27 protein-coding genes are annotated in these 24,480 nt (G+C 70.8%); 7 read left to right on the forward strand and 20 right to left on the reverse strand.

Annotation, left to right across the window (positions count from 1 at the left end; genetic code table 11):
• Nucleotides 1–159: 159 nt before the first annotated feature.
• Nucleotides 160–915, forward strand: a complete 756-nt coding sequence (locus HKK74_RS16500) for an SDR family NAD(P)-dependent oxidoreductase (RefSeq protein ID WP_312881532.1) — start codon at nucleotides 160–162, stop codon at nucleotides 913–915.
• 328 nt (nucleotides 916–1,243) lie between these two features.
• Here the strand turns inward: HKK74_RS16500 and HKK74_RS16505 are convergent, their stop codons facing one another.
• The 4 genes from HKK74_RS16505 to HKK74_RS16520 all read right to left on the reverse strand — a co-directional run bounded on the left by HKK74_RS16505 (nucleotide 1,244) and on the right by HKK74_RS16520 (nucleotide 3,392).
• Nucleotides 1,244–2,083, reverse strand: coding sequence for a helix-turn-helix transcriptional regulator (locus HKK74_RS16505; protein ID WP_187244109.1), 840 nt, complete (start codon nucleotides 2,081–2,083; stop codon nucleotides 1,244–1,246).
• The gene (locus HKK74_RS16510) at nucleotides 2,073–2,408 is read right to left on the reverse strand and encodes a hypothetical protein (protein WP_187244110.1); all 336 of its coding nucleotides are present in this window, start codon (nucleotides 2,406–2,408) and stop codon (nucleotides 2,073–2,075) included. The genes HKK74_RS16505 and HKK74_RS16510 overlap by 11 nt, the downstream gene beginning before the upstream one ends.
• Before the next feature lie 5 nt (nucleotides 2,409–2,413).
• The gene (locus HKK74_RS16515) at nucleotides 2,414–2,563 is read right to left on the reverse strand and encodes a hypothetical protein (protein ID WP_187244111.1); all 150 of its coding nucleotides are present in this window, start codon (nucleotides 2,561–2,563) and stop codon (nucleotides 2,414–2,416) included.
• A 184-nt stretch (nucleotides 2,564–2,747) separates the two neighbouring features.
• Nucleotides 2,748–3,392 carry an alpha/beta fold hydrolase gene (locus tag HKK74_RS16520; protein ID WP_187244112.1) on the reverse strand — a complete coding sequence of 215 codons (645 nt, stop codon included), beginning with the start codon at nucleotides 3,390–3,392 and terminating at the stop codon, nucleotides 2,748–2,750.
• Nucleotides 3,393–3,549: 157 nt separating this feature from the next.
• Between HKK74_RS16520 and HKK74_RS16525 the strand changes: the two genes are divergently transcribed.
• Entirely contained in the window at nucleotides 3,550–4,572 is a 1,023-nt protein-coding gene (locus tag HKK74_RS16525; RefSeq protein WP_187244113.1) for an AraC family transcriptional regulator, read from the forward strand.
• 433 nt (nucleotides 4,573–5,005) lie between these two features.
• Here HKK74_RS16525 and ychF read toward each other — a convergent pair whose 3' ends face one another.
• A complete protein-coding gene (gene ychF, locus HKK74_RS16530; protein ID WP_187244114.1) occupies nucleotides 5,006–6,097 on the reverse strand; it encodes a redox-regulated ATPase YchF in 1,092 nt (363 codons plus the stop codon).
• Between the two features lie 112 nt (nucleotides 6,098–6,209).
• Here ychF and HKK74_RS16535 point away from each other — a divergent pair, with 112 nt between their 5' ends.
• Complete coding sequence (locus tag HKK74_RS16535; RefSeq protein ID WP_187244115.1) at nucleotides 6,210–7,523, forward strand: DNA recombination protein RmuC; 1,314 nt, start codon at nucleotides 6,210–6,212, stop codon at nucleotides 7,521–7,523.
• Entirely contained in the window at nucleotides 7,523–8,074 is a 552-nt protein-coding gene (locus tag HKK74_RS16540; RefSeq protein WP_246491639.1) for a DUF6542 domain-containing protein, read from the forward strand. The genes HKK74_RS16535 and HKK74_RS16540 overlap by 1 nt, the downstream gene beginning before the upstream one ends.
• Nucleotides 8,075–8,125: 51 nt before the next feature.
• Here HKK74_RS16540 and HKK74_RS16545 read toward each other — a convergent pair whose 3' ends face one another.
• Nucleotides 8,126–9,100: a 4-hydroxy-3-methylbut-2-enyl diphosphate reductase gene (locus tag HKK74_RS16545; protein ID WP_187244227.1), complete on the reverse strand. Its 975-nt coding sequence runs from the start codon at nucleotides 9,098–9,100 to the stop codon at nucleotides 8,126–8,128.
• 257 nt (nucleotides 9,101–9,357) lie between these two features.
• Between HKK74_RS16545 and HKK74_RS16550 the strand changes: the two genes are divergently transcribed.
• Nucleotides 9,358–9,948, forward strand: coding sequence for a DUF8129 domain-containing protein (locus tag HKK74_RS16550; RefSeq protein WP_486303386.1), 591 nt, complete (start codon nucleotides 9,358–9,360; stop codon nucleotides 9,946–9,948).
• Nucleotides 9,949–10,122: 174 nt separating this feature from the next.
• Here the strand turns inward: HKK74_RS16550 and HKK74_RS16555 are convergent, their stop codons facing one another.
• The 12 genes from HKK74_RS16555 to HKK74_RS16610 form a co-directional block, all read right to left on the reverse strand.
• On the reverse strand, nucleotides 10,123–10,803 hold the full coding sequence (locus HKK74_RS16555) for a GntR family transcriptional regulator (RefSeq protein ID WP_187244117.1): 681 nt from the start codon (nucleotides 10,801–10,803) through the stop codon (nucleotides 10,123–10,125).
• A complete protein-coding gene (locus HKK74_RS16560) occupies nucleotides 10,800–11,723 on the reverse strand; it encodes an ornithine cyclodeaminase family protein (RefSeq protein ID WP_187244118.1) in 924 nt (307 codons plus the stop codon). Before HKK74_RS16560 ends, HKK74_RS16555 begins: the two co-directional genes overlap by 4 nt.
• Before the next feature lie 2 nt (nucleotides 11,724–11,725).
• On the reverse strand, nucleotides 11,726–12,445 hold the full coding sequence (locus tag HKK74_RS16565) for an ABC transporter ATP-binding protein (protein ID WP_187244119.1): 720 nt from the start codon (nucleotides 12,443–12,445) through the stop codon (nucleotides 11,726–11,728).
• The gene (locus HKK74_RS16570) at nucleotides 12,442–13,299 is read right to left on the reverse strand and encodes an ABC transporter ATP-binding protein (protein ID WP_187244120.1); all 858 of its coding nucleotides are present in this window, start codon (nucleotides 13,297–13,299) and stop codon (nucleotides 12,442–12,444) included. Before HKK74_RS16570 ends, HKK74_RS16565 begins: the two co-directional genes overlap by 4 nt.
• Nucleotides 13,296–14,348: a branched-chain amino acid ABC transporter permease gene (locus HKK74_RS16575; protein ID WP_222722355.1), complete on the reverse strand. Its 1,053-nt coding sequence runs from the start codon at nucleotides 14,346–14,348 to the stop codon at nucleotides 13,296–13,298. Before HKK74_RS16575 ends, HKK74_RS16570 begins: the two co-directional genes overlap by 4 nt.
• On the reverse strand, nucleotides 14,348–15,241 hold the full coding sequence (locus HKK74_RS16580) for a branched-chain amino acid ABC transporter permease (protein ID WP_187244121.1): 894 nt from the start codon (nucleotides 15,239–15,241) through the stop codon (nucleotides 14,348–14,350). Before HKK74_RS16580 ends, HKK74_RS16575 begins: the two co-directional genes overlap by 1 nt.
• An 82-nt stretch (nucleotides 15,242–15,323) precedes the next feature.
• Nucleotides 15,324–16,484: a branched-chain amino acid ABC transporter substrate-binding protein gene (locus HKK74_RS16585; protein ID WP_187244122.1), complete on the reverse strand. Its 1,161-nt coding sequence runs from the start codon at nucleotides 16,482–16,484 to the stop codon at nucleotides 15,324–15,326.
• Nucleotides 16,485–16,631: 147 nt separating this feature from the next.
• Complete coding sequence (locus tag HKK74_RS16590; protein WP_187244123.1) at nucleotides 16,632–17,633, reverse strand: proline racemase family protein; 1,002 nt, start codon at nucleotides 17,631–17,633, stop codon at nucleotides 16,632–16,634.
• Entirely contained in the window at nucleotides 17,633–18,526 is an 894-nt protein-coding gene (locus HKK74_RS16595; RefSeq protein ID WP_187244229.1) for a dihydrodipicolinate synthase family protein, read from the reverse strand. The genes HKK74_RS16590 and HKK74_RS16595 overlap by 1 nt, the downstream gene beginning before the upstream one ends.
• Nucleotides 18,527–18,659: 133 nt before the next feature.
• Entirely contained in the window at nucleotides 18,660–20,153 is a 1,494-nt protein-coding gene (locus HKK74_RS16600; RefSeq protein WP_187244124.1) for an FAD/NAD(P)-dependent oxidoreductase, read from the reverse strand.
• On the reverse strand, nucleotides 20,143–20,457 hold the full coding sequence (locus HKK74_RS16605) for a (2Fe-2S)-binding protein (RefSeq protein WP_312881534.1): 315 nt from the start codon (nucleotides 20,455–20,457) through the stop codon (nucleotides 20,143–20,145). Before HKK74_RS16605 ends, HKK74_RS16600 begins: the two co-directional genes overlap by 11 nt.
• Nucleotides 20,454–21,605 (reverse strand): NAD(P)/FAD-dependent oxidoreductase, encoded by a 1,152-nt coding sequence (locus tag HKK74_RS16610; RefSeq protein WP_312881535.1) that lies wholly within the window; start codon nucleotides 21,603–21,605, stop codon nucleotides 20,454–20,456. Before HKK74_RS16610 ends, HKK74_RS16605 begins: the two co-directional genes overlap by 4 nt.
• 72 nt (nucleotides 21,606–21,677) lie before the next feature.
• Between HKK74_RS16610 and xseA the strand changes: the two genes are divergently transcribed.
• Both xseA and HKK74_RS16620 read left to right on the forward strand, forming a co-directional pair.
• Nucleotides 21,678–22,886, forward strand: coding sequence for an exodeoxyribonuclease VII large subunit (gene xseA, locus HKK74_RS16615; protein WP_187244125.1), 1,209 nt, complete (start codon nucleotides 21,678–21,680; stop codon nucleotides 22,884–22,886).
• 9 nt (nucleotides 22,887–22,895) lie between these two features.
• Entirely contained in the window at nucleotides 22,896–23,126 is a 231-nt protein-coding gene (locus HKK74_RS16620) for an exodeoxyribonuclease VII small subunit (RefSeq protein WP_187244126.1), read from the forward strand.
• Between the two features lie 27 nt (nucleotides 23,127–23,153).
• Here the strand turns inward: HKK74_RS16620 and HKK74_RS16625 are convergent, their stop codons facing one another.
• A complete protein-coding gene (locus HKK74_RS16625; protein ID WP_312881536.1) occupies nucleotides 23,154–23,801 on the reverse strand; it encodes a DUF4245 domain-containing protein in 648 nt (215 codons plus the stop codon).
• Nucleotides 23,798–24,412 (reverse strand): TetR/AcrR family transcriptional regulator, encoded by a 615-nt coding sequence (locus tag HKK74_RS16630; protein ID WP_187244127.1) that lies wholly within the window; start codon nucleotides 24,410–24,412, stop codon nucleotides 23,798–23,800. The genes HKK74_RS16625 and HKK74_RS16630 overlap by 4 nt, the downstream gene beginning before the upstream one ends.
• Nucleotides 24,413–24,480 lie beyond the last annotated feature (68 nt).

Raw genomic sequence — 24,480 nt, forward strand, 5'->3', positions numbered from 1 at the left:
TCTGCCACCGGCCACCCGTTGACTGGCCCTCCCAGTACCAGGTTTGAGGGGGTCTTCCCCGTCTGCCGAAGATCCCGCACGGTTGTCGTAGAGCGCGACGTGTGCCGGGCGGCACCAGCGCTTCTCCACCGCACCCGCATCAGACAAAGGAGGGGCCTCGTGCCCACGAACCGCATCGCTCTCATCACCGGAGCCAACCAGGGCATAGGCAAGCAGGTCGCGAAAGAGCTGGTCTCCGACGGCGTCACCGTGTTCGTCGGGTCCCGCGACCTTGCCCGCGGCAAGGCGGCGGCCGCCGAGATCGGCGACGGTGCCACCGCGCTCCAGATCGACGTGACCGACGCGGCGTCGATCGCCTCGGCCGCCGAGCGGATCCGTGAGGAGGCCGGTCGGCTCGACCTACTCGTCAACAACGCCGCCATCTCCACCACCCGCGCTGACGTCGGCGACATGGCCGAGCTCCGCGCCCTGTCGGAGCCGAGCATCGCCCCGCTGGACGAGGTGCGTGCCGTCTGGGAGGTGAACGTCTTCGGCGCCCTGGCGGTATACCAGGCCATGCTGCCACTGCTTCGTAAGTCGTCGGATGCGCGAATCGTGAACGTCACGAGCGCACTGGGCTCGCTGACGACCGCTGCCGACCCGGCCTTCGCGTACCGCTCGACCTTCGAGCCGGTCTACTCCGCGTCGAAGACGGCGCTCAACGCCGTGACGCTGTCCATGATGATGGAGCTGGAAGCGACCGACATCAAGGTCAACCTCGTCTCGCCGGGATTCGCGAACACCTCACTGGTCAACTTCGAGGGGAAGGAGTCGGTCGAGGACGCCGCCCGCGAGGTGGTGCGCGTCGCCCGCCTCGGGCCGACCGGGCCGACCGGCACCTTCACCCTCTGGGAAGGCGTGGAAGTCCCGTGGTGACAGCTCCCGACAGAAGGGACTGTGCCTGGATGCAGCGACAGGGACGATCGTGGTGACTGGGCCACGCCGACCTGCATGTCCACCGCCAGGCTCTGCGCCAGGGACCAGCCGAACCCGCCCGGCTGCGTCGGATCTCGGTCTGAGCCGAGCCCTGGTCCGCGAGGCAATGGGACTTCACGAATGACTCGCCCATGTTCGGCCTCGCCCATGTTCGGCGGGCGCCCCTCGGGCAGGACGATGATCACCTTGCCGTCGGGGGAGGACGGTGGCAGCCAGGACCCGCCCATCCGCCCTTCGGCGGATGGGCTCCGAGGACGGGAGCGGAGCGTCATGGCAGCGCCGGGGCGCCCGGTGCGGACAATCTCTGCAGCTTTTCGTGGCTTTCGCTGCCGGGAGTGGCGGTGTAGACGAGCAGCACGTGCGAGTGGCTCGGGTCCATCAGCCGCTGACAGTTCAGCTCGAGGAGACCCATGTCGGGATGGACCAAGCGCTCGTTGTCGCGAGGGTGGACGCCGATCTCATGGTTGTTCCACTGGCGCCGGAACTCCTCGCTCCGTGCGAGGAGGAGATCGGCCAGGTGCGTCGCCCGGGACCCCGGCCCGCGGAGGGTGACAAGCCGACGCAGGGCCGCAGTGTGCATCCGGGTGAGGAACGCATGCTCCTCGGCCGCGTGCAGCGTGCGGGTGGTGGGGTCGGTGAACCACCGGTAGCCGAGGCTGCGGGCCGGGCCGCTGTAGTGGGTCGTGTCCCCGGTGAGAGCGACGCTCATCGGGCTCTGTCGCAGCGTCTCACCGAGTTCGGTGACGATCTCGGCGGGGGTGCTGGCGAGCTGGTCGAGCACCCGCAGCAAGCCCGGGGGGATGTGTTCACTGTTGGTACTCCGAACTGATGGGCGGTGGCCGGCGAGGCGGAACAAGTGGTCGCGTTCGTCGAGTGAGAGGTTCATGCCCTGGGCGATCGAGGCGATCATCTGCTCGGACGGTCGGGGGCCGCGTTCGCGTTCGAGTCGTGCGTAGTAGTCGGTCGACATGTGGCACAGTTGCGCGACTTCCTCGCGCCGCAGCCCGCTGGTCCGGCGTCGTTGCCCCCGTATGAGGCCCACGTCCTCGGGTTGCAGGGACTCCCGGCGGTGGCGCAGGAACTCGGCCAGTCCGGTTCTATCGATCAACGTTGCCTTCCTCGGTTCCCAGGCACGACTCGTCCTCCGGCCGTGGCGGGCGGACAAAGGAGCAACTCGTGGTCGCCAGGGCGCACCCGGCTATGCGGTGGCGGAAGCGGACGCTGTAGTCGGGCCGCAAAGTGCCGTCGCGCCCGTCCGGGGCGAGACACCGGCTCGTGCAGCGGCCCGTCGTCCACACCGACCTGGCGAACCGCCACTGGATGCCGGCGTTGTAGGCGCCCTGGCGGTCCCGGCGGGTGTCGAGGGCCACGACCCCCCTCCGGTCAAGAACCCGAAGGGCGTCGATGAGGTAGTTGAGCTGCGACTCGATCACCAGAATCACCGAGCTGCGGCCGAGACCGGTGTTCGGCCCGGTCGCATGAACAGGTTCGGGAACCCGGCGATCGTCGTCCCGAGGAATCCCTCCACGCCGGTGCGCCGGTTGCCGGTGAGCGCCGGTGTGGTGTCCGGCTCGGTGGTCGGCGACATCAGACATGCAATGGCGACGCGCAGCGCGCCAGTTGGGACCGCACGTGGTGCAGCCACTCGGCGGGGCGCTCGACGTGGAGGCCGTGGCTTGCGCCGGGCCCCTCGACGACGAGTTGAGCGTTCGGGATCGCGTCGGCGACCACAGAGGCCTGCCGCGGCGAAGTGAAGACGTCCTGCTCACCGATCAGGACGTTCGTCGGGCGGTCGATCCCTGGCAGCCGGTCCTGGGCGTCGTGGTCCAGGTTCTCCGTCCACTGGTGTGCGACCGCTCGGATCTTGTCAGCGGTCTGCGGGAAAAGCGGCGGGATCGATGCGGCGAGTCGTTCGAAGTCCGGGCTGTCGAGGAACTCCGGGGAGAACGCCACGCCGAGCTCGGTGATCGCCCCCGCGAGGTCACTGTGCTCCCAGGGGAGCGCAGGGCCACGGTGAGGCGGCGCTGGAATCCGTCGCCGCGGCCCCACGTGCCGTAGAGGAGCAGGAACGCGACCATGTCGGGTCGGGCGAGCGCGAGCTCCTGGGCGACGGTGCTGCCCAGCGCCCAGCCGACGACGTGTACCGGGCCGGTGCCGAGCTCGTCCAGCAGTGCGGCGGCGTCCGCGGCGAGTGCCGCAACTGACACCGGCTCGGTGCGCGGCGAGGAGGCGCCGATGTCGTGGTCGTAGGCGATGATCTGACGGTCTGCCGCGAGGCTGTCGATGATCGTGGGCGTCCAGTGTCCGACCGAGGTGCTGGTACCGGTCACGAGCAGGACGGGTTCCCCACCGCTGTGGGAACGGCCGTGGATGTCGTAATGGAGGTTGACGGCGTCGTCGATGCGAAGGCAGGGCACGTCGTCGTTCGCCTTTCTCGGCGGGGCTGAACTGCGGGTTGCCGACCCACCAGACGCTAGTGACGGTCCAGGGGCCACCCCAGGACATCCCATGCCGAGGTATTGTCATTTTCAGCCACCAGGGCGGTTGGGTGGGTGGCAGCGGACGGGAGCGGGCATGCAGATCAATCTCCCGATCAGCGCGACCAGTGTTCGGCTGCTGACCGAGCTCGGCGCGGAGTACGGGCTGCCGCTCGCCGACTGCCTGGCCGACACCGGCGTCGATCCGGCCGAGCTGCTGGACCCGGAGGCCGAGGTCACCATCGGCCAGGAGTTCGCGGTGGTCCGCAACCTCCAGAGCCGTCTAGGGGCTGAGCAGCCGGGGCTCGCGATTGTGGCCGGGAGCCGCTACCACGTCGCGATGCACGGTGCATGGGGCCTGGCAATAGCTACCAGCCGCACCGTGCGGGACGCCGTCGACGTCGGAGTACGCTACGGCGAGCTGGGCTGGGTGTTCGTCACGTTCTCCTTCGCCGAGGTCGACGGCGATGCCGTACTCAGCATCGACGGCGAGCACATTCCCGCCGATGTGCGGACGTTCCATGTCGAACGCAACAGCGCCGCGACCATGGCCTTCATCCACGACGTCATGGGCACCAACCTGCCTTTGACCGCGGTGCGGTTCCGGCACCGGGCACCCGCAGACGTCACCCGATACACCGACCTGTTCGGCATCACGCCGATCTTCGACGCCCCGGACGACTCGCTCTGCTTCGACGCCTCCCACCTCGAGCAACCGCTTCCGCAAGCCAACGAGTGGGCCCAGCGCACCTACGAGAAGCTCTGTCGTGAGCTGCTCGACCGTCGACGGGCCCGCGCGGGGGTCGCGGGTGCGGTGCGGGACGCGCTACTGCGGAGGTCCGGGGTGCTGTCGTCCCTCCCGGAGGTGGCGAGTGAGCTGGGGGTGAGCCCGCGGACGTTGGCCCGCAGACTCGATGCGGAGCAGTCCTCGTTTCGGGTGCTCGCCGACGAGGTCCGGCAGACCCTGGCGGAGGAGCTGCTCGGAACCGACATGACCACCCAGCAGGTCGCCCAACGCCTCGGCTACACCGAACCGTCGAGCTTCGTTCGAGCGTTCCGGCGCTGGACCGGCCGTGCCCCGCAGACCTACCGCCGGGAACGGCTGGCCCGCCGGCCGTGAGCTCTGGGCCGGACGGACATCGGTAAGAAGAACCACCATGCGGTGGTGATCGACGCGGACGCCAAGCGGCTTCTGTCCCGGCGGGCACGAAGTGGACGCGCTCCGGCAGACCTTCGCGGAGTTGATGCGGTACGGCGGCATCCGTGTGCGGCTGCCACGACCTGTCGTGGAACCCCGCCACGCCACCGCCCTCTCTGTCAGCCTTGGGTGAGACGTCCCGTTCTGCGGGGTTAGCCTGAGAGGGCACGACAGGAGAACCGTCCCCTATGCCCAGCACTGAGCCCGTCGGGTCCGACCTGATGACAGGTGACGAGGGGTCAGCTATCTCAGCACCATCCCAGCACGGGAAAAAACCAAGGGCCCGACTCCGAAGAGTCGGACCCTCCCTGACCTGCACGTTTGCAAGATCAGCGACGTGGTGATATGTCAGCGGCTACACGTTGAAGCGGAACTCCACGACGTCCCCGTCGCGCATGACGTAGTCCTTGCCCTCCATGCGGGCCTTGCCGGCCGCCCGTGCGGACGCCACGGATCCCTCGGCGACCAGATCGTCGTACGACACGATCTCGGCCTTGATGAAGCCGCGCTGGAAGTCGGTGTGGATGACCCCCGCCGCCTCGGGCGCGCTGGCGCCCTTGCGAATGGTCCAGGCCCGGGTCTCCTTGGGACCGGCGGTCAGGTAGGTCTGCAGGCCCAGGGTGCCGAATCCGATCCGCACGAGCTGCGACAGGCCCGACTCCTCCTGCCCCATGCCCTGCAGGAGCTCAAGCGCCTCCTCGTCGGGCAGTTCGATCAGCTCGGCCTCGATCTTGGCGTCCAGGAAGATCGCTTCGGCCGGCGCCACGAGGTCGCGCAGGCGTCCCCGCAGCTCCTCGTCCCCGAGTTCGTCCTCGTCGAGGTTGAACACGTACAGGAACGGCTTGGCGGTGAGCAGGTGCAACTCGCGAAGCACCTCGAGGTCGATGCCCGCGGCGGCGGCGCCGGCGAACAGCGTCGTCCCCTCGTTCAGCACCTTCTGTGCCGACTGCACCGCGTCGACGAGCGCGAGCCCCTCTTTGTCCTTCTTGGTGCGCGCCTCCTTCTCCAGGCGCGGCAAAGCCTTCTCGATGGTCTGGAGATCGGCCAGGATCAGCTCGGTGTTGATCGTCTCGATGTCGCGGCCCGGCGCCACGTCGCCGTCGACGTGCGTGACGTCGGGGTCATCGAACGCGCGGATGACCTGGCAGATGGCGTTGGCCTCGCGGATGTTGGCGAGGAACTTGTTGCCCAGCCCCTGCCCCTCCGAGGCGCCCTTGACGATGCCGGCGATGTCGACGAACTCCATCGTCGCCGGGATGATCTTCGCCGATCCGAAGATCTTCGACAGCCGCTCCAGGCGAGGGTCCGGCACGCCGACCACGCCGACGTTCGGCTCGATCGTCGCGAACGGGTAGTTCGCCGCCAGCGCGTCGTTCTTGGTCAGGGCGTTGAACAGAGTGGACTTGCCGACGTTGGGCAGCCCGACGATTCCAATGGACAGACTCACGTCGCCCGAGTCTATGGGCTGCGGCGCACTGGCGCGGTCCGCACGGTGGCCAAACGGGGGCAACTCGGCGCGTCGCCCCGGCTCCGTCACCCTCCGCTGTCACGATGCTGCCATGGACCTCACGCTGCTCGTCGGCCTCGCCCTCGGCGCCATCGTGGGATTCGCCCTCGCCACCGCACGCCAGGCCGGCATCGTCGCTCGCGCCAAGGCCGCGGAGGAGAAGGTCGCCTATGTCGAGGAGCGGCTGGCCCAGCACTTCGAATCGCTGTCCGCCAAGGCCCTCGACGCGAGCAACCAGCGCTTCCTCGAGCTGGCCGACACGCGCCTCAAGGCGGCCGGCATCGAGGCCGCGGGCGAGCTCGAGCGCCGCAAGCAGGCGGTGGAGCATCTCGTCACCCCGCTGCGCGACACCCTGGCCAAGGTCGAGGAGCAGCTCCGCGAGGTCGAGACCGGCCGCAGAGAGTCACACGCCATGCTCGCCAAGCAGGTCGATTTCGTACGGCAGAGCTCCGACCAGCTGCGTACCGAGACGCAGGCGCTCGTGCGGGCCCTGCAGCGGCCGGAGGCCCGTGGCCGCTGGGGCGAGCTGCAGCTGCGCCGGGTCGTCGAGCTCGCGGGAATGACCCACCACTGCGACTTCGACGAGCAGGCCACGGCCGTGACCGTGGACGGCACCGTCCGGCCCGACCTCGTCGTGCGGCTGACCGGCGGCAAGAAGATCATCGTCGACTCCAAGGTGTCGCTCGCCGCCTATCTCGAGGCCTCCTCGACCGACGACGCGTCGATCCGGTCCGCGCGGCTGGACGCCCACGCGCGGCATCTGCGCGACCATGTCGACCGGCTCGCGGCGAAGACGTACTGGCAGGCGTTCACGTCGTCGCCGGAGTTCGTCGTCCTGTTCGTACCGGGCGAGGCGTTCCTCGCGCCCGCGCTGGACCGTTCCCCCGAGCTCCTCGAGTACGCGATGGCACGCCGCGTGCACATCGCCACCCCGACCACTCTGATCAGCATGCTGCGCACCGCCAGCTACGCCTGGCAGCAGGCGGCCCTCTCGCAGAACGCGCAAGCGGTGTTCGATCTGGGCAAGGAGCTGTACGAGCGGCTCGGCACGATGGGACAGCACGTCGATGAGCTGGGCAAGTCCCTGTCCAACGCCATCAAGGCTTACAACAGGAGCATCGGCTCACTCGAGGGCCGGGTGCTGGTCACCGCCCGGCGGCTGAACGATCTCGGGGTCGTCGAGGGCGATCTGGAGGGCCCGCGCCCGGTGGAGGAGACCCCCCGGGCGCTGTCGGCCGCGGAACTGCTGGACGAAGGCGAGCCGCACGCCTCCACCCGTGCGGCGCGGTCCGAGCCGGTAGGTTTCCTCCAGCGGGCCGTCCCAGAGCAGCAGGGTCCCTGTGATCAGGGACCTGAGGGGGCGTGATGACCACGACAGCACCGACCACGCGCGGAGCGCCGACCGGCGCTTCGCCGATCCCAGGGGAGCCATTGCGACGTCAACCCAGCGGGTCGTCGATCACTCTGACCGGGCGGGGCGGAATGGTCGTGATCTTCGGCATCGCGGTCGTCGGCGGCGTGCTGGGATCGGAATCGCTGCTGGACGTCGGGCTGCTGCCCGGCGTCTCCTTCGTGATCGGCTGTGTCCTCGCCGCCCTGACCACCCGCCCGGCCGACCTGCTCACCATCGCGGTGACGCCGCCCGTGATCTTCTTCCTGGTCGCGCTCATCACGTCGGTCGTCGACGCGCTCGGCTCGGGCTCACTGCTCCGGGGTCTCTTCGTCGGCGTGCTCACCATGCTCGCCGCCGGCGCCCCGTGGCTCTTCCTCGGGACGCTGCTCGTCATCGGCATCACGATCCCGCGCGGGCTCTTCATCAGCCTTCGCGAGCTGCGCGGCCGTCTCGTCGGCCGCCGCCTCTTCGAAGACGACGACTACGACGACGACCCGGTCCGCTGGGACGAACCCCAGACCTGATCAGGCGGGCAATACCCGCGAGGCCATCGAACACAGCTCATCGGACACAGATCAGAGCCGTCGGAGCTCGTGGGGCAGCGCGAAGTGCATGCTCTCCTTCACCGACTCGACCTCGTCGACGTGGTCGAAGCCGTGCTCGGCGAGCCGGTCGAGGACACCCCGGACCAGTTCCTCGGGCACCGAGGCGCCGCTGGTGACGCCGACCGTGTCGACGCCCTCGAGCCAGGTCTCGTCGATGTGCTCGGCGTAGTCGACGAGGTAGGCGGCATCGGCCCCGTGGTCCTTGGCGACCTCGACGAGGCGTACGGAGTTGGAGGAGTTGGTGGAGCCGACCACGATGACGAGTTGCGCCTGCTCCGCGATCTCCTTGACCGCCGTCTGCCGGTTCTGGGTGGCGTAGCAGATGTCGTCGGACGGCGGGTCGAGCAGCTTGGGGAAGCGGTTGCGCAGAGCGTCGACGGTGGCGATGGTCTCGTCGACCGACAGCGTGGTCTGTGACAGCCAGGCGACCTTCTCGGGGTCGCGGACCTCGACCTTGTCGACGTCGCCCGGCCCGTCGACCAGGTGGATGTGCTCGGGGGCCTCGCCGGTGGTGCCGATGACCTCCTCGTGGCCCTCGTGGCCGATGAGCAGGATGTCGTAGTCGTCGGCGGCGAACCGGACCGCCTCCTTGTGCACCTTCGTCACCAGCGGGCAGGTCGCGTCGATCGTCCGGAGGCTGAGCCGCTCGGCCTCCTCGTGCACCACCGGTGCGACGCCGTGGGCGGAGAACACGACGAGCGAGCCCTCCGGCACCTCGTCGGTCTCGTCGACGAAGATCGCACCGCGTTCCTCGAGGGTCCTGACCACGTGCACGTTGTGCACGATCTGCTTGCGTACGTAGACCGGTGCGCCGTGCTTGTCGAGCGCCTGCTCGACGGCCTGCACGGCTCGGTCGACGCCCGCGCAGTAACCGCGCGGCTTGGCCAGCAGGACGCGGCGGTTTCGAGTGTCCGTCTGAGGGGCGGAGGAGACACCGCGGGTCATGGAGGTCATGTCCCCCATGGTACGTGTGATCGACTAGACGCCATCCGGTGGTCAAATCCCCCCGGTCGAGATGACCCGCGCCGCACGGTACGGCACAGTGATACGTAACAGATCAGGCCGTATCCGAACAGTCCGTTGCGAGGACAATAGGGAGCTGACCAGAGATGACACGATCGCCGCGCCGCCTCAGCAAACAGGTTCGGGAGGCTGTGGGCGAGCATGTCCGCGAACTCCCGGTTCAAGCAGCCAGATTGGCCATGTTCGGCGTCGGGCGGGCGCTCCTGCTCAGTGACCGGGTGACCAGGGACTACAAGGAGCTGCGCGGTTCCGGTCCCGGACCGGTGCTCAACCGGCTGCGCGGGGACGTTCAGGGCCTCGCGGGCAGGGCGGTGACCCGGGTGGCCGATCGGGTCTCCGGTTCCGGGCAGCCGACGTCGACGCCCAAGGCGCCGAAGGCCCCGGCCGCCCGGCCGCCGGCGAAGGCGGGCAAGCCGCCCGTCGTCGAACCCGAGATCGCGGTGGGCAAGCCGTCCCCGGCCGCTTCCGGCCGCACCGCCGAGACCGCCGCTCCGCGGCCGAAGACCACCCCCGAGCCCACGGCACGGCCCGAGCCACCGGCCCGTCCCGCCGCCGAGCCGACGACCGCGCCCAAGGCAAGGATCGCGCCGGAGTCGCTGCCGGTGCCGGACTATGACCAGGCGACCCTCCCGTCCCTGCGCGGGCGGCTGCGCGGGCTGTCGATCGAGCAGGTCCGGCTGTTGCGGGCCTATGAGCGCGAGAACGCGGCCCGGGCCGATGTGCTGAGGATGTTCGAGAACCGCATCGTCAAGCTCGGCGACGACGGCTGACCGGCGGGCCGGCCGGGCCGGCGGGCGCATGTCCGCCACCCGGCTGGGTCATCGGGAAGCGTCCCCGGAACCGCACCCCTCGAAATGGTTCTCCGCCGCGTCCGGGCGGCGGTCACCGCCCGGACGTGTCCCCTCGGCGGGCGCACGCTCACGGGCGGCCGCGCACCGGCTTGATCAGGCGGGCTCCGGGCGGTCGGCCCAGATGCCGCGCACGTGCCCCAGATGATGCCGCATCAGCGCCTCGGCGCCCGCTCCGTCGGCACGCCCGATCAGGTCGAGCAGGTCGAGATGCTCGCGCGCCGACGGAATCAGCTCTCCGCGTTCGGCCAGCGACGGGACGCCGTAGAGCCGGGACCGGTGCCGCAGATCCCGGACCACCCCGATCAGCTGGCTGTTGCCCGCGAGCCCGAGGAGGGCGATGTGGAAGACCTGGTCGGCCTCGATGTACGCCAGGATGTCACGCCGCTCGGCCGCCGCCAGGATGTCCTCGGCCAGCGGCCGCAACTGCGCGGACCGCTCCGGCTCGACCGTCTCGGCGATCCGCCGGACGGTCGGCACCTCGATGAGCGAGCGGACCTCGGTGATCTCGTCCAGGTCGCGGTCGGACAGCGCGGTGACCCGGAAGCCCTTGTTGCGCACGGGGGTGACCAGGCCCTCCTTGGCCAGGTCGAGCATGGCCTCGCGGACCGGGGTGGCCGATACGCCGAACCGGGCGGCGAGCGTCGGAGCCGAGTAGACGAGCCCCGGTCGCATCTCACCGGCGACGAGGGCTGCGCGCAGGGCGTCGGCGATCTGCTCGCGGACGTTCTGCCGTACGCCGAGGACCGGCAGGTTGAGAGAGTCCCGTTCGATCATCGTCCCCCGTCCCTGATCCGCTCGTACACCGCCACCGCGACCACCAGATCCTCCCAGGCCATCCCCACGCTCTTGAACAGGGCCGGGCGGCCGGGCGCCGGAGCGATCCGGCCGGCGACCAGGTCGGCCAGGTCACCGGCGACATGATCCTCTCGTACGGCGCCGCTTTCGCGGGCGAGAATCAGGTCTCCCGCCTCTCGTTCCGCCGCGCCACGCGACTCGACCACGACGGTGGCCCGCGCGACCAGGTCCGCGTCGACCTCGCGCGCCGACGGCTCGTGCGAGCCCACGGCCACGACCACCGCGTGGTCGGCGACGAGCCGGCCGGGGAACAGCGGCTCGCGGGCACTGGTGCAGCAGGCCACGAGGTCGGCGTCGCCGACCGCGTCCGGACCGGCCGCGACCGCCGTGAGCCCGGCCGCCCGGCAGCGGTCGACGAAGCGCGCCGTACCACCGCGGCCGACGACCGCCACGTGGTCGACCGGCCGCACCGCCCGCAAGGCCATGATGTGTCCCCATGCCTGCGGGCCGGTGCCGAAGACGACGAGCCGCCGCGCGTCGGCCGGGGCGAGGTGACGTACGGCCACCGCGGACACCGCGGGCGTCCGCACGGCCGTGAGGGCCACCGCGTCGAGGAGCGCTACCGGCGTCAGGGTCGGGCCGTCGAACAGCGCGTAGACGCCCTGGATCCGGGGCCGCCCCCGCGCCGGATTCCCGGGCGCGACCGTTGCGATCTTGACGCCCGTGTAGCCCGGGACCACCGCCGGCATGAGCAGCAGTTGCCCGGCCGTGGCCTCGACCGCCGTCCGTCCCGGATCGGCTGCCGGATCGAGGTTCCCGGCCAGCGCCCGCTCGATCAGGTCGGCGGCCCCGGCCTCGGTGACCGAGCCCGCCAGCGCGGCGGCGTCGATGTGGAGCATCGCTAGACGCCGCCCAGGTATGCCTCGACCACCCGTGAGTCGGCGGACAGCTCGGCGGCGCTGCCGTCGAGGGTGCACTCGCCGTTCTCGATGACGTAACCGCGATGCGCGATCTTGAGTGCGGCCTTGGCGTTCTGCTCGACGAGCAGCACGGAGGTCCCCTCGGCGTTGATGTCGCGGATCACGTCCATGACGGCGGTCACCAGCAGCGGCGCCAGCCCCATCGACGGCTCGTCCAGCATGAGCAGCCGGGGTCCGGCGACGAGCGCGCGCCCGATGGCGAGCATCTGCTGCTCTCCCCCGGACAGCGTCCCGCCCTGCTGCGCACGCCGTTCGGCGAGCCGGGGCAGCAACTCGTACGCACGGTCCAGACGCCGGCGCAGCGTCGCCTGGTCCCGGACCGGGTAGCCGCCCATCAGCAGGTTCTCGTGCACGGTGAGCGTGCTGAAGATGCGCCGGCCCTCCGGGACGTGGATCAGCCCGCGCTCGACGATGCTCGGCGGGGACGAGCGGGTGATGTCCTGCCCCTCGTGCCGGACCGTGCCACCGGCCGGCCGTACCAGCCCGGACACGGTCGACAGCGTCGTGGTCTTGCCCGCGCCGTTGTTGCCGAGGAGGGCGACGATCTCGCCCTCCGCCACGGTCAGGCTCAGGCCGCGTAGTGCCTGGACCCCGCCGTAACGCACGTCCAAATCGGTCAGCTCGAGCGCTGTGGTCTTCACCGGCCCTCCTTCGCGGGCGGGTCCGCGTCCGCCAGCTCCTGCGGATCACCGGCGGCGGCGTCGGCGGGATCGGCCGGATCCGCCACCGGATCGTCGTCGTCCCGGCCGAGATACGCCTCGATGACCGCCGGATCGCGCCGCACCTCGTCCGGACGGCCGTCCGCGATCTCCTTGCCGAAGTTGAGCACCACGACCCGTTCGGAGATCTCCATCACCAGCCCCATGTCGTGCTCGATCAGCGTGATCGCGATGCCCAGGTCGCGGATCCGCCGGATCAGATCGAGGAGCTCGGTCTTCTCGGTGTGGTTCAGGCCCGCCGCGGGCTCGTCCAAGAGCAGCAGGGAGGGCCTTCGGGCGAGCGCCCGGGCGATCTCGACGCTGCGCTGCGCGCCGTACGGCAGATTGCGCACGAGGCCCGCCCGGTCACCGCGCAGTCCGACGAAGTCGAGCCACTTGTGCGCCTCGTCCGTGCCCTCCTGTTCGCTGCGCCGGTAGCGTGGCGTGTGCAGCAGCGCGTCGAACACGTTCTGCCGCAGCCACAGGTGGGTTCCGGCCCGTACGTTGTCGAGTACGGACAGTTCGCCGAACAGCCGCAGGTTCTGGAACGTCCGGGAGACACCGCGGGCGGCGATGGCCGACGGCCGCCGTCCCGTGACATCGGTGCCGCCCACCCGCACCACGCCACCGGTCGGCTTGTAGAACCCGGTGATGCAGTTGAACGCGGAGGTCTTCCCGGCGCCGTTGGGCCCGATGATCGAGACGATCTCGCCCTCGCCGACGGTGAAGGTGAGTCCGTCGACGGCGCGGACGCCGCCGAACGACAACCTCAGGTCCTCGACCTGGAGGAGCGTCATGAGGCCCCCTTGGAGTCGGTCGCCGGCTCGCCCGGCGGGCCGGTACGAGACCGGGCCGCGGTGCGGGCGCTCTCGGACGAACGGTGCGGCCACAGTCCCTGCGGGCGGACGATCATCACGACGATCAGCAGCACGCCGAACACGAAGAAGCGGTAGTCGGCGAAGTCACGCAGCAGCTCCGGCAGAAGGCTGATGAACACGGCGCCGAGGACCACGCCCGGCGTGGAGCCCATGCCGCCGAGCACGACCGCCATCAGCACCAGGGCCGACTGCAGGAACGTGAAGCTCGCCGGTGAGACGGCGGAGAGCTGGCCCGCGAACAGCACGCCCGCGAGGCCCCCCCACACCGCGCCGGCGATGTAGGCGGACAGCTTGACTTGGTAGGTGTGGATGCCGCTGGCCTCCGCCGCGTCCTCGTCCTCTCGTACGAACCGCCAGGCCCGGCCGAGCCGGGAGCGGCCGAGCCGGGCCGCGAACAGCACGGCCAGCGCGACGATGAGGACGGTGACCCAGTAGAAGACGACGGGCTCGGAGAGGTCGACGCCGAACGCCGACAGCCCGGGAATCCCGTAGATGCCGGACGGGCCACCGGTGATGTCGAGGTTGTTGGCGACGATACGGATGATCTCGCCGAACCCCAGCGTGACGATGGCGAGATAGTCGCTGCGCAGCCGCAGCGTGGGCGCACCGATCACGATGCCGGCGATCACGGTGACGACGATCACGGCCGGGACGGTGGCCAGCAGCGGGATCTCGAGCTCGTTCGCGAGGATGCCGCTGGTGTAGGCGCCGACCGCGAAGAAGGCCGCGAAGCCCAGGTCGAGCAGCCCGCAGTAGCCGACCACGATGTTGAGCCCGACCGCCAGCATCACGAAGATCACTGCACTGGTCATGATGTTGAGCGCGTACGGCGTCGCGATCACCAGGGGCGCGCCCAGGCCCACGGCCAGCCCCGCCCAGCCCAGCCACCGGCTCTCCATGAGGCGGGTGATGAAGGTCGGTCCCCTGCCCACGACCGGCTTGACCGGCGGGCCATCCCCGGCGGTCATCACACTCGCTCCGTGACGCGTTCGCCGAGCAGGCCCGTCGGCCGCACGGTGAGGAAGAGGATCAGGCAGCCGAACGCGAACACGTCGCGCCATTCACCGCCGAGCCAGTGGGTGCCGAACGACTCGAGCAGCCCGAGTACGAGGCCGCCGAGCATCGTGCCCTGCATGTTGCCGATGCCTCCGATGACGGCCGCGGTGAACGCCTTGAGCCCGATGATGAAGCCCATCAGGAAGTCGATCTTCCCGTAGTAGCCGCCGGCCATGACGCCCGCGGCACCGGCCAGCGCGGAGCCGATGAAGAACGTCCGCGCGATGACCTTGTCGACGTCGACGCCCATGAGCAGGGCGGCCCGGGGATCGAGCGCGATCGCCCGCATGGCCCGCCCCTGGCGGCTGCGCGTGATCAGCAGATGCAGTGCGACCATCAGCGCGACGGCGACGCCCACGAGTGCGAGCTGCTGCACGGTGATCCGCGCACCGAAGACGTGGAGCGTCGTTCCGCCGAGCCGTACGGGATAGACCTTCGGGTTGGCTCCGGCGACGATCCGGGTGCCGTACTCCAGCGCGAACGACGCGCCCACCGCCGTGATGAGCAAGGCGAGGCGCGGGGCGCGGCGCAGCGGCCGGTAGGCCACCCGCTCGAGCACCACGCCGCTGAGCCCCGTGGTCAGCATCGCGAGCAGCAGGACGATGAACAGGGCGAGCAGCGACTGTGACTTCACCAGCCCGCCCATGGCGCCGAGCATCGCGAATCCCGAGAAGGCGCCGAGCATATAGAGGTCGCCGTGGGCGAAGTTGAGCAGCTTGATGATCCCGTAGACCATGCTGTAGCCCAGCGCGACCAGCGCATAGAACGAGCCGACGAACAGCCCGTTCCAGATCAGTTGCGACAATCCAGGGCCTCCTGGCTTCCCTGCCGAGCCTCGCGGTCGCCCGTGCGGGCGACCGCGAGGTCATGCGAGGAGTCGTGGACGGTTACTTGAGGGAGTCCTGCAGGGCGAACTTGCCGTCCTTCACCACGAGGATCACGAAGCCGCCCTCGGACAGACGGTGGTCGGGGGTGAACTTCAGCGGTCCGGAGAAGATCTGGAAGCCGTTGATCCCCTCCAGGGCCGTCACCACCTTGGCGCCGTCGGTGCTGCCGGCCTTGGTCATCGCCTCGGCGACGACGCGGACCGCGTCATAGGACTGCGGGGAGTAGGGGCCCGGGTCCGCGCTGAACTTCTGCTTGTACTTCGCGACCCAGTTCTGCGCCCCCTGGATGGTGTCGGGCATCTGGGTCATGGTCGCGTACAGGCCGTCGGCGTTCTCGCCCTGCGCGATCGAGATGATCTTCGGGTCGACGGCCCCGTCCGCGACCATGATCTTGCCTTTGTAGCCGGCCTGGCGGAGCTGGCGGGTGAGCAGCCCGCCCTCCTGGTAGTAGCCGGTCCAGTAGATGAAGTCGGGGCTCGTCTTGAGCACGGCCGTGACGTTGGCGCTGTAGTCGCTCTCACCCGGGTTGACCGTCTCGATACCGGCCTTGTCCGGGCCGCCCGGCTTGTCGAGCTCGGCCGCGGTGCGCACCGCGATGTCCTTGGCGTAGCTGGTGTTGTCGTGCATCACGGCGACCTTCTTGGCACCGCTCTTGACCAGCCAGGCCATCGCCGCGGTGGTCTGCTGGTCGCCGGTGCCGTTGATGAGGAAGACGTGCTTCAGCTTCTGCGCGACCAGGTCGGTCGAGTTCGCCGCCGGGATGACCATGGGGATCTTGGCCTTGTCGAACACCGGCAGGGTGGGCAGCGTGGCGCCGGAGCAGTATCCGCCGACCGACGCCTTCACCCCGGCCGCGACGAGCTTGTTGGCGGCGGCCGTCGCCATCTTCGGATCGCAGCCGTCGTCCTCGGCGCGCAGCTGCAGCTTGCGGCCGAGCACTCCGCCCTTGGCGTTGATCTCCTCGATCGCGAGCTGGGCGCCGTTCTCCATGTACGGGCCGATCTCGGCGCTGCTGCCCGACTTCGGCACGTTCATTCCGAGGACGATCGGGCCCTTGTCGTCGCCGCCCTCATCATCGCCGCCCAGTACACCCTGGCCGCATGCCGATGTGGCGGCGACGGCGGCCAGGGCGACGCCGAGAATGATCTTGGGACTCTTCATGCTGGGGGCTCGCTTTCTCGCGCACGACCCACGGGAGTGGCTCGGGGGACTCGATGGGCTTCGCCGTGACGGCGCTGGGCTCGGGGGGCTCGGATACGCGGATCGGATACGCGGACGGGGATCGGGAAGGCTTCCGGACATAGGGGACTACAACAGAAACCCCTCAGGGAACGGATCGTCCGGATCGAGAAGGTATTGTGCGGTGCCCGTGACCCAGGCACGGCCGGTGATGTCGGGCACGATCGCGGGCCGGCCGGCGACGGTCGTCTCCTCGGCGATCCGGCCGATGAACCGGGTGCCGATGAAGGACTCGTTGACGAACTCCTCGCCGGGGGCCGATTCGCCCCGCGCGTGCAGCTGGGCCAGCCGGGCCGACGTCCCGGTGCCGCATGGCGAGCGGTCGAACCAGCCGGGGTGGATGGCCATCGCGTGGCGGGAGTGCCGGGCCGTCGACCCGGGGGCGACGAACTGCACGTGGTGGCAGCCGCCGATGTCGGGGTTGCCCGGATGGACCGGGCGGTTCCGATCGTTGATCGCTTCCATGATCGCCAGCCCGGCGTCCAGGATGCGCTGCTTCTCGGCGCGGTCGAAGGCGATCCCCACCCGCTCGATCGGCAGGATCGCGTAGAAGTTGCCGCCGTAGGCCATGTCGTAGCCGACCTCGCCGAAACCGGGCACCGTCACGCTCTGGTCGAGGGCGTGCGAGAAGGACGGCACGTTGCGGATCGTCACCGACCTCGCGGCTCCCCCGGACACCGCCACCTCGGCCACCACCAGCCCGGCGGGCGTGTCCAGCCGGATCGTCGTGACCGGCTCGGTGACCTCGACCATCCCGGTCTCGACGAGTACGGTCGCCACGCCGATGGTGCCGTGCCCGCACATCGGCAGGCAGCCCGAGACCTCGATGTACAGCACGCCGTAGTCGGCGTCCGGCCGGGTCGGCGGCTGCAGGATCGCGCCGCTCATGGCGCTGTGCCCGCGCGGCTCGTACATCAGCAGGGTGCGGATGTGGTCCAGATGCTCGATGAAGTGCCGCCGGCGCTCGAACATCGTGGCACCCGGGATGACGCCGATCCCGCCCGTGATCACCCGGGTCGGCATCCCCTCGGTGTGCGAGTCCACGGCGTGGAACACATGCCTGGACCGCATCAGCGGTGTCCCTCGCCGAGGGCCTTCTCAGTGGCAGCGCGGATCGTCTTCTCCCGCTCCTCGCTCAGCGGCAGGCGCGGCGCCCGGCACGGGCCGCCGTACCGTCCGGCGATGTCCATCGACAGCTTGATGGCCTGCACGAACTCGACCTTGGAGTCCCAGCGCAGCAGCGGGTGCAGCGCCCGGTAGAGGGGCAGCGCCCGGTCCAGGTCCCCGTCGACCGCCGCGCGGTAGAGCTCCACCGACGACACCGGCAGCGCGTTCGGGTATCCGGCGATCCAGCCCTTGGCGCCGGCGAGGGCCAGCTCCAGCAGTACGTCGTCGGCGCCGGCGATGAGGTCCAGGCCGGGGGCGAGCTCGGCGAGCTCGTAGCCGCGCCGGACATCGCCGCTGAACTCCTTGACCGCGACGATGTGGCCGGCACCGTGCAGCCGGGCCAGCAGCGCCGGGGTCAGGTCGACCTTGGTGTCGTGCGGGTTGTTGTACGCCACGATCGGGATGCCGGCCTTGGCGACCTCCGCGTAGTGCGCCTCGACGATCGTCTCGTCGGCCCGGTAGGCGTTCGGCGGAAGCAACAGGACGCTGCCACATCCGGCCTCGGCCGCCTGCTCCGCCCAGCGCCGCGACTCCGCGGAGCCATAGGCACCGGCCCCCGGCATGACCCGGTCGCCGCCGACCGCGTCCACGGCCGTGCGGACGACCTGCGCGCGCTCATCGTCCGTCAGCGTCTGGTATTCGCCGAGCGAGCCGTTCGGCACGACCCCGTCGCAGCCCGACTCGACGAGCCAGCGGACGTGCTCGGCGTACCGCTCGTAGTCGACCGACAGGTCGTCGCGCAGCGGCAGCGCGGTGGCCACCATCACTCCGTGCCAGGGGGTGCGCGGTGCGGTCATCATTGATCTCCTCCAAGAGATGTGACATTTCACATTGCTTCGAGCCGCGACGTCAAGACCAGCGAATCGCCGCAATGTGACCGTTATGGATGACGAAGTACGAAGGATCGGCGCACCGATGAACGCTTCGGAATCAGCACGGCCCGCCCCCACCGGGGTCGGCGCCATCTGCGTCCTCGGCGCCGCCCGCCGCCGGATCCTCCGCGAGGTCGCCCAGGCGGACGGGCTGCGCGAGTGGGCGCCGGGCGAGACCGGTGAGGTCGGCGACGTCGGGGGCGCGCTTGCGGATCCGCGCGGTGAGGCAGGCCGTGGGGTAACCGCAGATCCGGCCCTGGCACCAGCCCATCCCGGCCCTGCTGATCAGCTTGGCCGCGCGCGGATCGATGGCGCCGAGTTCGCGTACGGCCTCGTCGAGCCGCCCGTACGGCACCTCCTCGCACCGGCAGACGAGGGTGTCCGGCCGCAGCCAGCCGGCCCAGCCCGGCCGTACGGCATAGGCGTCGTGCAACGTCGCGGCGAACGCCCGCAGGCGGGCGCGGCGCGCGAGCAGCCGTCGTGACGGCCTGGCCGGCGGGGCGCCCAGCGCGGCGGCCACGGCCTGCCCCGCGAGTCGGCCCTCGGTGAGGGCCAAGGGCGCTCCGCCCACGCCGGTGGTCTCCCCCGCCGCGTAGACGCCGGGCACGCTGGTGCGCTGCGCGGCGTCCACGACGACCACGAGGCTGCCGTCGGCGTCGACGCGGGTGGCGCAGCCGAGCTCGACCGGGATCTCCAGTTGCGGGGTGAAGCCGTAGCCGACCGCGACGGCATCGCACTCGATCACGCGCTCGCCACCGCGCACCGGCGTCCAGTCGCGGTCCAGCCGGGCGACGGTGACGGACTCGACCGCGTCGTCTCCGTGCGCGGCCACGATCGCGTGCCCCACCCGGTAGGGAACGCGGTGACGGAGCAGTACGGCGGCGTACCCCGCTCCTTCGGCGAGCTTCCCGGCGTTGCGGAGGACCCGGGCGCCGTGCCGGGCGAAGCGCCCTGGCCGGTTGGCCTCGAAGACGCCCTCGACCCGGGCGCCGGCCGAGGCCAGCCCGGCCGCGACCGGCAGCAGGAACGGCCCCGTCCCGGCCACGACGACGCGCCGCCCGGCCACGACCAGACTGCCCTTGAGCAGCGCCTGTGCGCCTCCGGCGGTGAGCACGCCCGGCAGGTCCCAGCCCGGGAAGGGCAGCGGCCGATCGTGCGCTCCGGCCGCGATCACCAGGGCCCGTGCCCGTACCTCTCGCACGGCGCCGGAACTCACCGCGACGGAGCCCGTCCCGCCCAGGTGCAGCGTGAACCGGGCGTCCGCCTCCTCCGAGTGCGCTTCGACGTGCCAGACGGCGTGGCCGGCCAGGTGGGTGATCCGGCCCGCCGCGACGTGCCCGGCCAGTTCGTCCCGGAGCCGCGCGAACTCGGCCCACCCGTGGCGCGCCGCGCCGCGCGGGCCCGCCAGGGTGTCCGGAGGGTGCCGGAAGTACTGCCCGCCGGGCCGGGCCCCCGCGTCGACGAGGACCACCCGCAGCCCGGTCGCCGCCGCCGTGACCGCGGCGGCGAGCCCTGCCGGACCCGCGCCGATCACCGCCAGATCACGCGTCATGGCCGCCGCCCTCCTGGGTCGTCACCACATCGCCGGGCCGTGCCTCGATCAGGCAGGCGCGCCGGGACGGGTCGCCGTTCACCGTCACGAGGCAGTCGAAGCAGACGCCGATCCCGCAGAACAGGCCGCGCGGCCGCCCGTTCTCGCGGGTCGTCCGCCAGGACCGGATACCGGAGGCGTGCAACGCCGCGCCCACGGTCTGTCCCGGCAGCACCGGAACGGGTCGCCCAGCGAAGATGATCTCGAATGGTTCCGGGTCCGGTCGCATCGCTCCGCTCGGTTCACGGCTCTGGGCGGTCGTCACGACGGGACCTCCGCGAAACGGTCGGGGCGGAACGGGGACAGGTCGAGGGCAGGGTCGGCACCGGTGAGGACCTGGGCGAGCAGGTGGCCGGTCGCCGCCGCCAGCCCGATGCCCGCCCCCTCGTGTCCGCACGCGTGCAGCAGTCCCGGCGCACGCGGGTCCGGTCCGATCACCGGCAGGTGGTCGGGACAGTACGGGCGGAACCCGCAGTACGTACGGATCGCCGCGACGTCGGCGAGCACGGGGAACAGCGCGATCGCCTGCGCGGCGAGCCTGCGCAGCACCACCGTCGACAGCGTCCGGTCGAAGCCGACCCGCTCCCGGCTCGCGCCGATGAGCACGGTGCCCGCCTTCGTCCCCTCGACGACCGGCGAGGTCTCCAGCCCGGCCGAATCGCTCGCGACGTCGCCGACGTACTCGGCCGCGTAGACCTTGTGCCGGATCATCGGCGGCAGCGGTTCGGTGACCAGGATGAAGCCCCGGCGCGGCAGCACGGGAACCCGCACTCCCGCCAGCGCGGCGATCTCACCGCCCCACGTTCCGGCGGCGTTCACGACCGCACCGGCCGCGATGTCGCCCCGGTCGGTGCGCACCCCGGTCACCCGATCTCCCGCGCGGGTGACGCCGGTGACGGTGACCCCGGTCCACAGCCGCGCGCCATGGCGGTCCCGCGCGGCCCGCAGCAGATGAGCGGCCGCCAGCATCGGCTGCACCTGGGCGTCCTGGGGGTAGAACATCCCTCCCGCGAGCCCGGGTGCGAGATGCGGCTCGAGATCGCGCAGATCGGTCGCCGCGACGACCTCGGCCCGCACTCCGGCGGCGCGCTGGTGCGCCGCGAGTCGCTCCAGCCCGGCCATGCCCGGTGCCGTCGCCGCCACGACCAGGCCGCCCTTGGCCTCGTACTCCACCTCGTCGCCGTGCTCGGCCGCCAGGTCCCGCCAGAGCCGGGCCGACAGCAGTGCCAGGTCGAGTTCGGCGCCGGGCTCCTTGTCGGAGACGAGCAGGTTGCCCTCGCCGGCACCGGTCGTACCACCGGCCACGGCACCGCGATCGACGACGGTGACGGTGAGGCCGGCCTTCGCAGCGTAGTAGGCACAGGCGGCGCCGACCACTCCCGCTCCGACGACCAGCAGGTCTCTCGTGGGCACGCGCAGTAAAATGTCACATTGCCGACGTCTCGCACAACCCCTCACCACGACGACTCCTCTAAGCTGCCCCGCATGGGGATGGAGACCTCGGCCGAGTCGCCCGTACCGGTCCGCACGGTCCTTCAGCTGGTCGGCGGGTGGATCACCCGGCTCGGCCGCATCTGGGTCGAGGGGCAGGTCACCGACCTCAACCGGCGCGGGGGCACCGTCTACCTGACGCTGCGCGACCCGGTCGCCAACATGTCCGTCCGGGTGGTCGGCCCGCGGGCGGTCTTCGACAATCCGGCGGTGGCCGACGGGGCCCGGGTGGTGATCCACGCCAAGCCGGACTTCTGGGTCAACCGCGGCACCTTCTCGCTCGCCGCCATCGAGATCCGCGCGGTCGGCCTCGGTGAGCTGCTCGCCCGGCTGGAGCACCTCAAGCGCGTGCTCTCGGCCGAGGGGCTGTTCCGCCCCGAGCGCAAGCGCCCGCTGCCCTTCCTGCCGCACCGGGTGGGGCTGATCTGCGGCCGCGACTCCGCCGCCGAGCGCGACGTCCTCGAGAACGCCCGCCGCCGTTGGCCCTCCGTCCGCTTCGCCGTCGAACCAGTCGCGGTCCAGGGCTCGTACGCCGTCGGCGAGGTCATGGCGGCACTCGAGAAGCTCGACGGCGACCCGGAGATCGACGTCATCATCGTCAGCCGCGGCGGCGGCTCGCTCGAGGACCTGCTGCCGTTCTCGGACGAGGCCCTGGTGCGTGCCGTGGCCGCGTGCCGCACGCCGGTGGTGAGCGCCATCGGGCACGAGCAGGACACCCCGATCCTGGACCTGGTCGCCGACGTGCGCGCCTCGACGCCCACCGACGCGGCCAAGCGGGTCGTCCCGGACGTACGGGAACAGCTCGAGCTCGTGCGGCAGCTGCGCGACCGCGGCCGGCGGTGCGTCGGCGGGCGGCTCGAGCGCGAGCAGGCGTGGCTCTCGGCGATTCGATCACGGCCCGCGCTGGCCGATCCGGTACGTGAGGTGGAGCGCAAGGCCGAGTCGGTCGTCGCTCTGCGCGATCGGTCCAGGCGCGCCTTGGACGGCGCGCTGACCCGGGCGGGCGGCGAGCTGGAGCACACGCGGGCCCGGCTGCTCGCGCTCTCACCGGCGGCGACGCTGAAGCGGGGCTACGCGATCGTCCAGCGCCCCGACGAGTCCGTCGTGCGTTCGGCCGATGACGTCGCCGAGAACGACACCCTCGCGATCCGGCTCTCCGACGGCCGGGTCACCGTCACGGTCACCGGCACCGGCAGCCACTAGGGTGAGCGCGTGGCCGAGGAGAAGAAGCTCTCGTACGAGCAGGCGCGAGATGAGCTCGCCGACGTCGTCCGGCGGCTGGAGACGGGCGGGCTCACCCTCGAGGAATCGCTGACCCTGTGGGAGCGCGGCGAGAAGCTCGCCGAGCTCTGCGCCGAGTGGCTCGAAGGGGCCCGCGCCCGGCTCGCCGCCTCGGTGCCCGACCGGACCGCCCCGGAGGGCGGCGACGAGACCCCCTTCTGAGCCCTTCCCCGATCCCGTTCTGGTCCCTCAGGTACTCGTGGGCCGCGGGGTCGGCGACGCCTTCTGGGGGCGCAGCGAGCCGGCCAGCACCGCGAGTTCCTCGTACGAGGCCGTGCCCGTGACGACCAGCGTGACGTCGGGCAGCCGGCGCGCCAGCGAGCGCTGCCTCTTGTCCTCGCGGAAGTATCGATCCCAACTCGCCCCGGCGATCTGCTGGGTGCCCACCCGCTGGTTCCGGTTGGTCATGCGGCCGATGAAGACGTCAGGACGCTCGTCGCTCTGCTCCAGCGCGGCGTACTCGTCAGTGGGCGTCACGAAGCCGAGATGCCAGGCGATCGGTTCCTTGCCCCGCTCTCCGGTGACCCGGGAACTGGTCGGCCGCCACCGCGCGGGCAGCCCCGACGGGACGTACGAGGTGTACGGCGCGGCGATGAGCAGGACGCGGGTGTGCGGCGCGTAGTCGACGGTCGGCAGCGTCTCCTTGTCGCTGCTGGGGGTGATCAGCACGATCACCCCGACCATCGCGAGGCAGGCAAGCATCGCCATGGAAAAGCCGCCGATCCCGGTGGTCAGCCGCTTGTACATGGCCGGACTCACCGGCGTGGGGGCCGGCTGCGGCGTCGCGCCGGGGCGCGTGCTCTGATCGGTCACCGTCTCAGGATCCCCCACGCTCACGCGCGCTCCGTACGGGGGTTCCTGATCGTTTCGATGATCGCCATGATGTCGCCCGCGAGCCTGCGGGACGCGTCGGCGTCGTCGCTGAGCGAGATCTCGGTGACCGCGGCCGCCATCGCGCCGGTGAGCACGATCACGAGCGGTTCGTCGACCCCGCCGTCGGCGGAGTGGAAGAGGGCGGCGTTGAGCCGCGCCCACCTGCGGAGCCGCTTCTGCATGACGCGGTCGAACCCGGGCGGGCCGTCGCCGGAGATGAACAGCCGGGAGACCTCGCGCTCGGCCAGGCAGCCGTCGATGTAGGCGGTGGCACCGGCGATGAAGAGCCGCATCGGATCGGACTCGCCGGCGTCCCGTACGGAGTGGATCGCCTCACGGGTGCGTTCCTGCTGGCGGTTCTGAAACTCCTCGAAGAGGGTCAGATAGAGATCGGCCTTGCCGTTGAAATGGTGGTAAAGGCTGCCGACGCTGGCCCCCGCCTTGGCGACGATGTCGGTCACCGCCGCCTGGGCGAAGCCGGCCTCGGCGAACACGTCGCGCGCGGCGGTCAGCAGCGCGCCTCTGGTGGCGGCCCCGCGATCGGACACCCGCACGGGCGGTTCGTCAATGCTCACGCTCGCGCTCCCCACTCCAAGTCACCGCTCATCTCTCACCCGGGCGTGGCGACCCGTCCGGGGCCGGA

The sequence above is a fragment of the Actinomadura alba genome, assembly GCF_014323705.1.
In the GTDB taxonomy this organism is placed as follows: Bacteria; Actinomycetota; Actinomycetes; order Streptosporangiales; family Streptosporangiaceae; genus Actinomadura_C; species Actinomadura_C alba.

Excerpts from the sequence above, each read along its gene's own strand:
- HKK74_RS16515 (WP_187244111.1), bottom strand. The coding sequence starts at position 2,563 with ATGTCGCCGACCACCGAGCCGGACACCACACCGGCGCTCACCGGCAAC.
- HKK74_RS16525 (WP_187244113.1), top strand. The coding sequence starts at position 3,550 with ATGCAGATCAATCTCCCGATCAGCGCGACCAGTGTTCGGCTGCTGACC.
- HKK74_RS16535 (WP_187244115.1), top strand. The coding sequence starts at position 6,210 with ATGGACCTCACGCTGCTCGTCGGCCTCGCCCTCGGCGCCATCGTGGGA.
- HKK74_RS16540 (WP_246491639.1), top strand. The coding sequence starts at position 7,523 with ATGACCACGACAGCACCGACCACGCGCGGAGCGCCGACCGGCGCTTCG.
- HKK74_RS16545 (WP_187244227.1), bottom strand. The coding sequence starts at position 9,100 with ATGACCCGCGGTGTCTCCTCCGCCCCTCAGACGGACACTCGAAACCGC.
- HKK74_RS16550 (WP_486303386.1), top strand. The coding sequence starts at position 9,358 with ATGTTCGGCGTCGGGCGGGCGCTCCTGCTCAGTGACCGGGTGACCAGG.
- HKK74_RS16555 (WP_187244117.1), bottom strand. The coding sequence starts at position 10,803 with ATGATCGAACGGGACTCTCTCAACCTGCCGGTCCTCGGCGTACGGCAG.
- HKK74_RS16560 (WP_187244118.1), bottom strand. The coding sequence starts at position 11,723 with ATGCTCCACATCGACGCCGCCGCGCTGGCGGGCTCGGTCACCGAGGCC.
- HKK74_RS16570 (WP_187244120.1), bottom strand. The coding sequence starts at position 13,299 with ATGACGCTCCTCCAGGTCGAGGACCTGAGGTTGTCGTTCGGCGGCGTC.
- HKK74_RS16575 (WP_222722355.1), bottom strand. The coding sequence starts at position 14,348 with ATGACCGCCGGGGATGGCCCGCCGGTCAAGCCGGTCGTGGGCAGGGGA.
- HKK74_RS16585 (WP_187244122.1), bottom strand. The coding sequence starts at position 16,484 with ATGAAGAGTCCCAAGATCATTCTCGGCGTCGCCCTGGCCGCCGTCGCC.
- HKK74_RS16590 (WP_187244123.1), bottom strand. The coding sequence starts at position 17,633 with ATGCGGTCCAGGCATGTGTTCCACGCCGTGGACTCGCACACCGAGGGG.
- HKK74_RS16595 (WP_187244229.1), bottom strand. The coding sequence starts at position 18,526 with ATGACCGCACCGCGCACCCCCTGGCACGGAGTGATGGTGGCCACCGCG.
- HKK74_RS16600 (WP_187244124.1), bottom strand. The coding sequence starts at position 20,153 with ATGACGCGTGATCTGGCGGTGATCGGCGCGGGTCCGGCAGGGCTCGCC.
- xseA (WP_187244125.1), top strand. The coding sequence starts at position 21,678 with ATGGGGATGGAGACCTCGGCCGAGTCGCCCGTACCGGTCCGCACGGTC.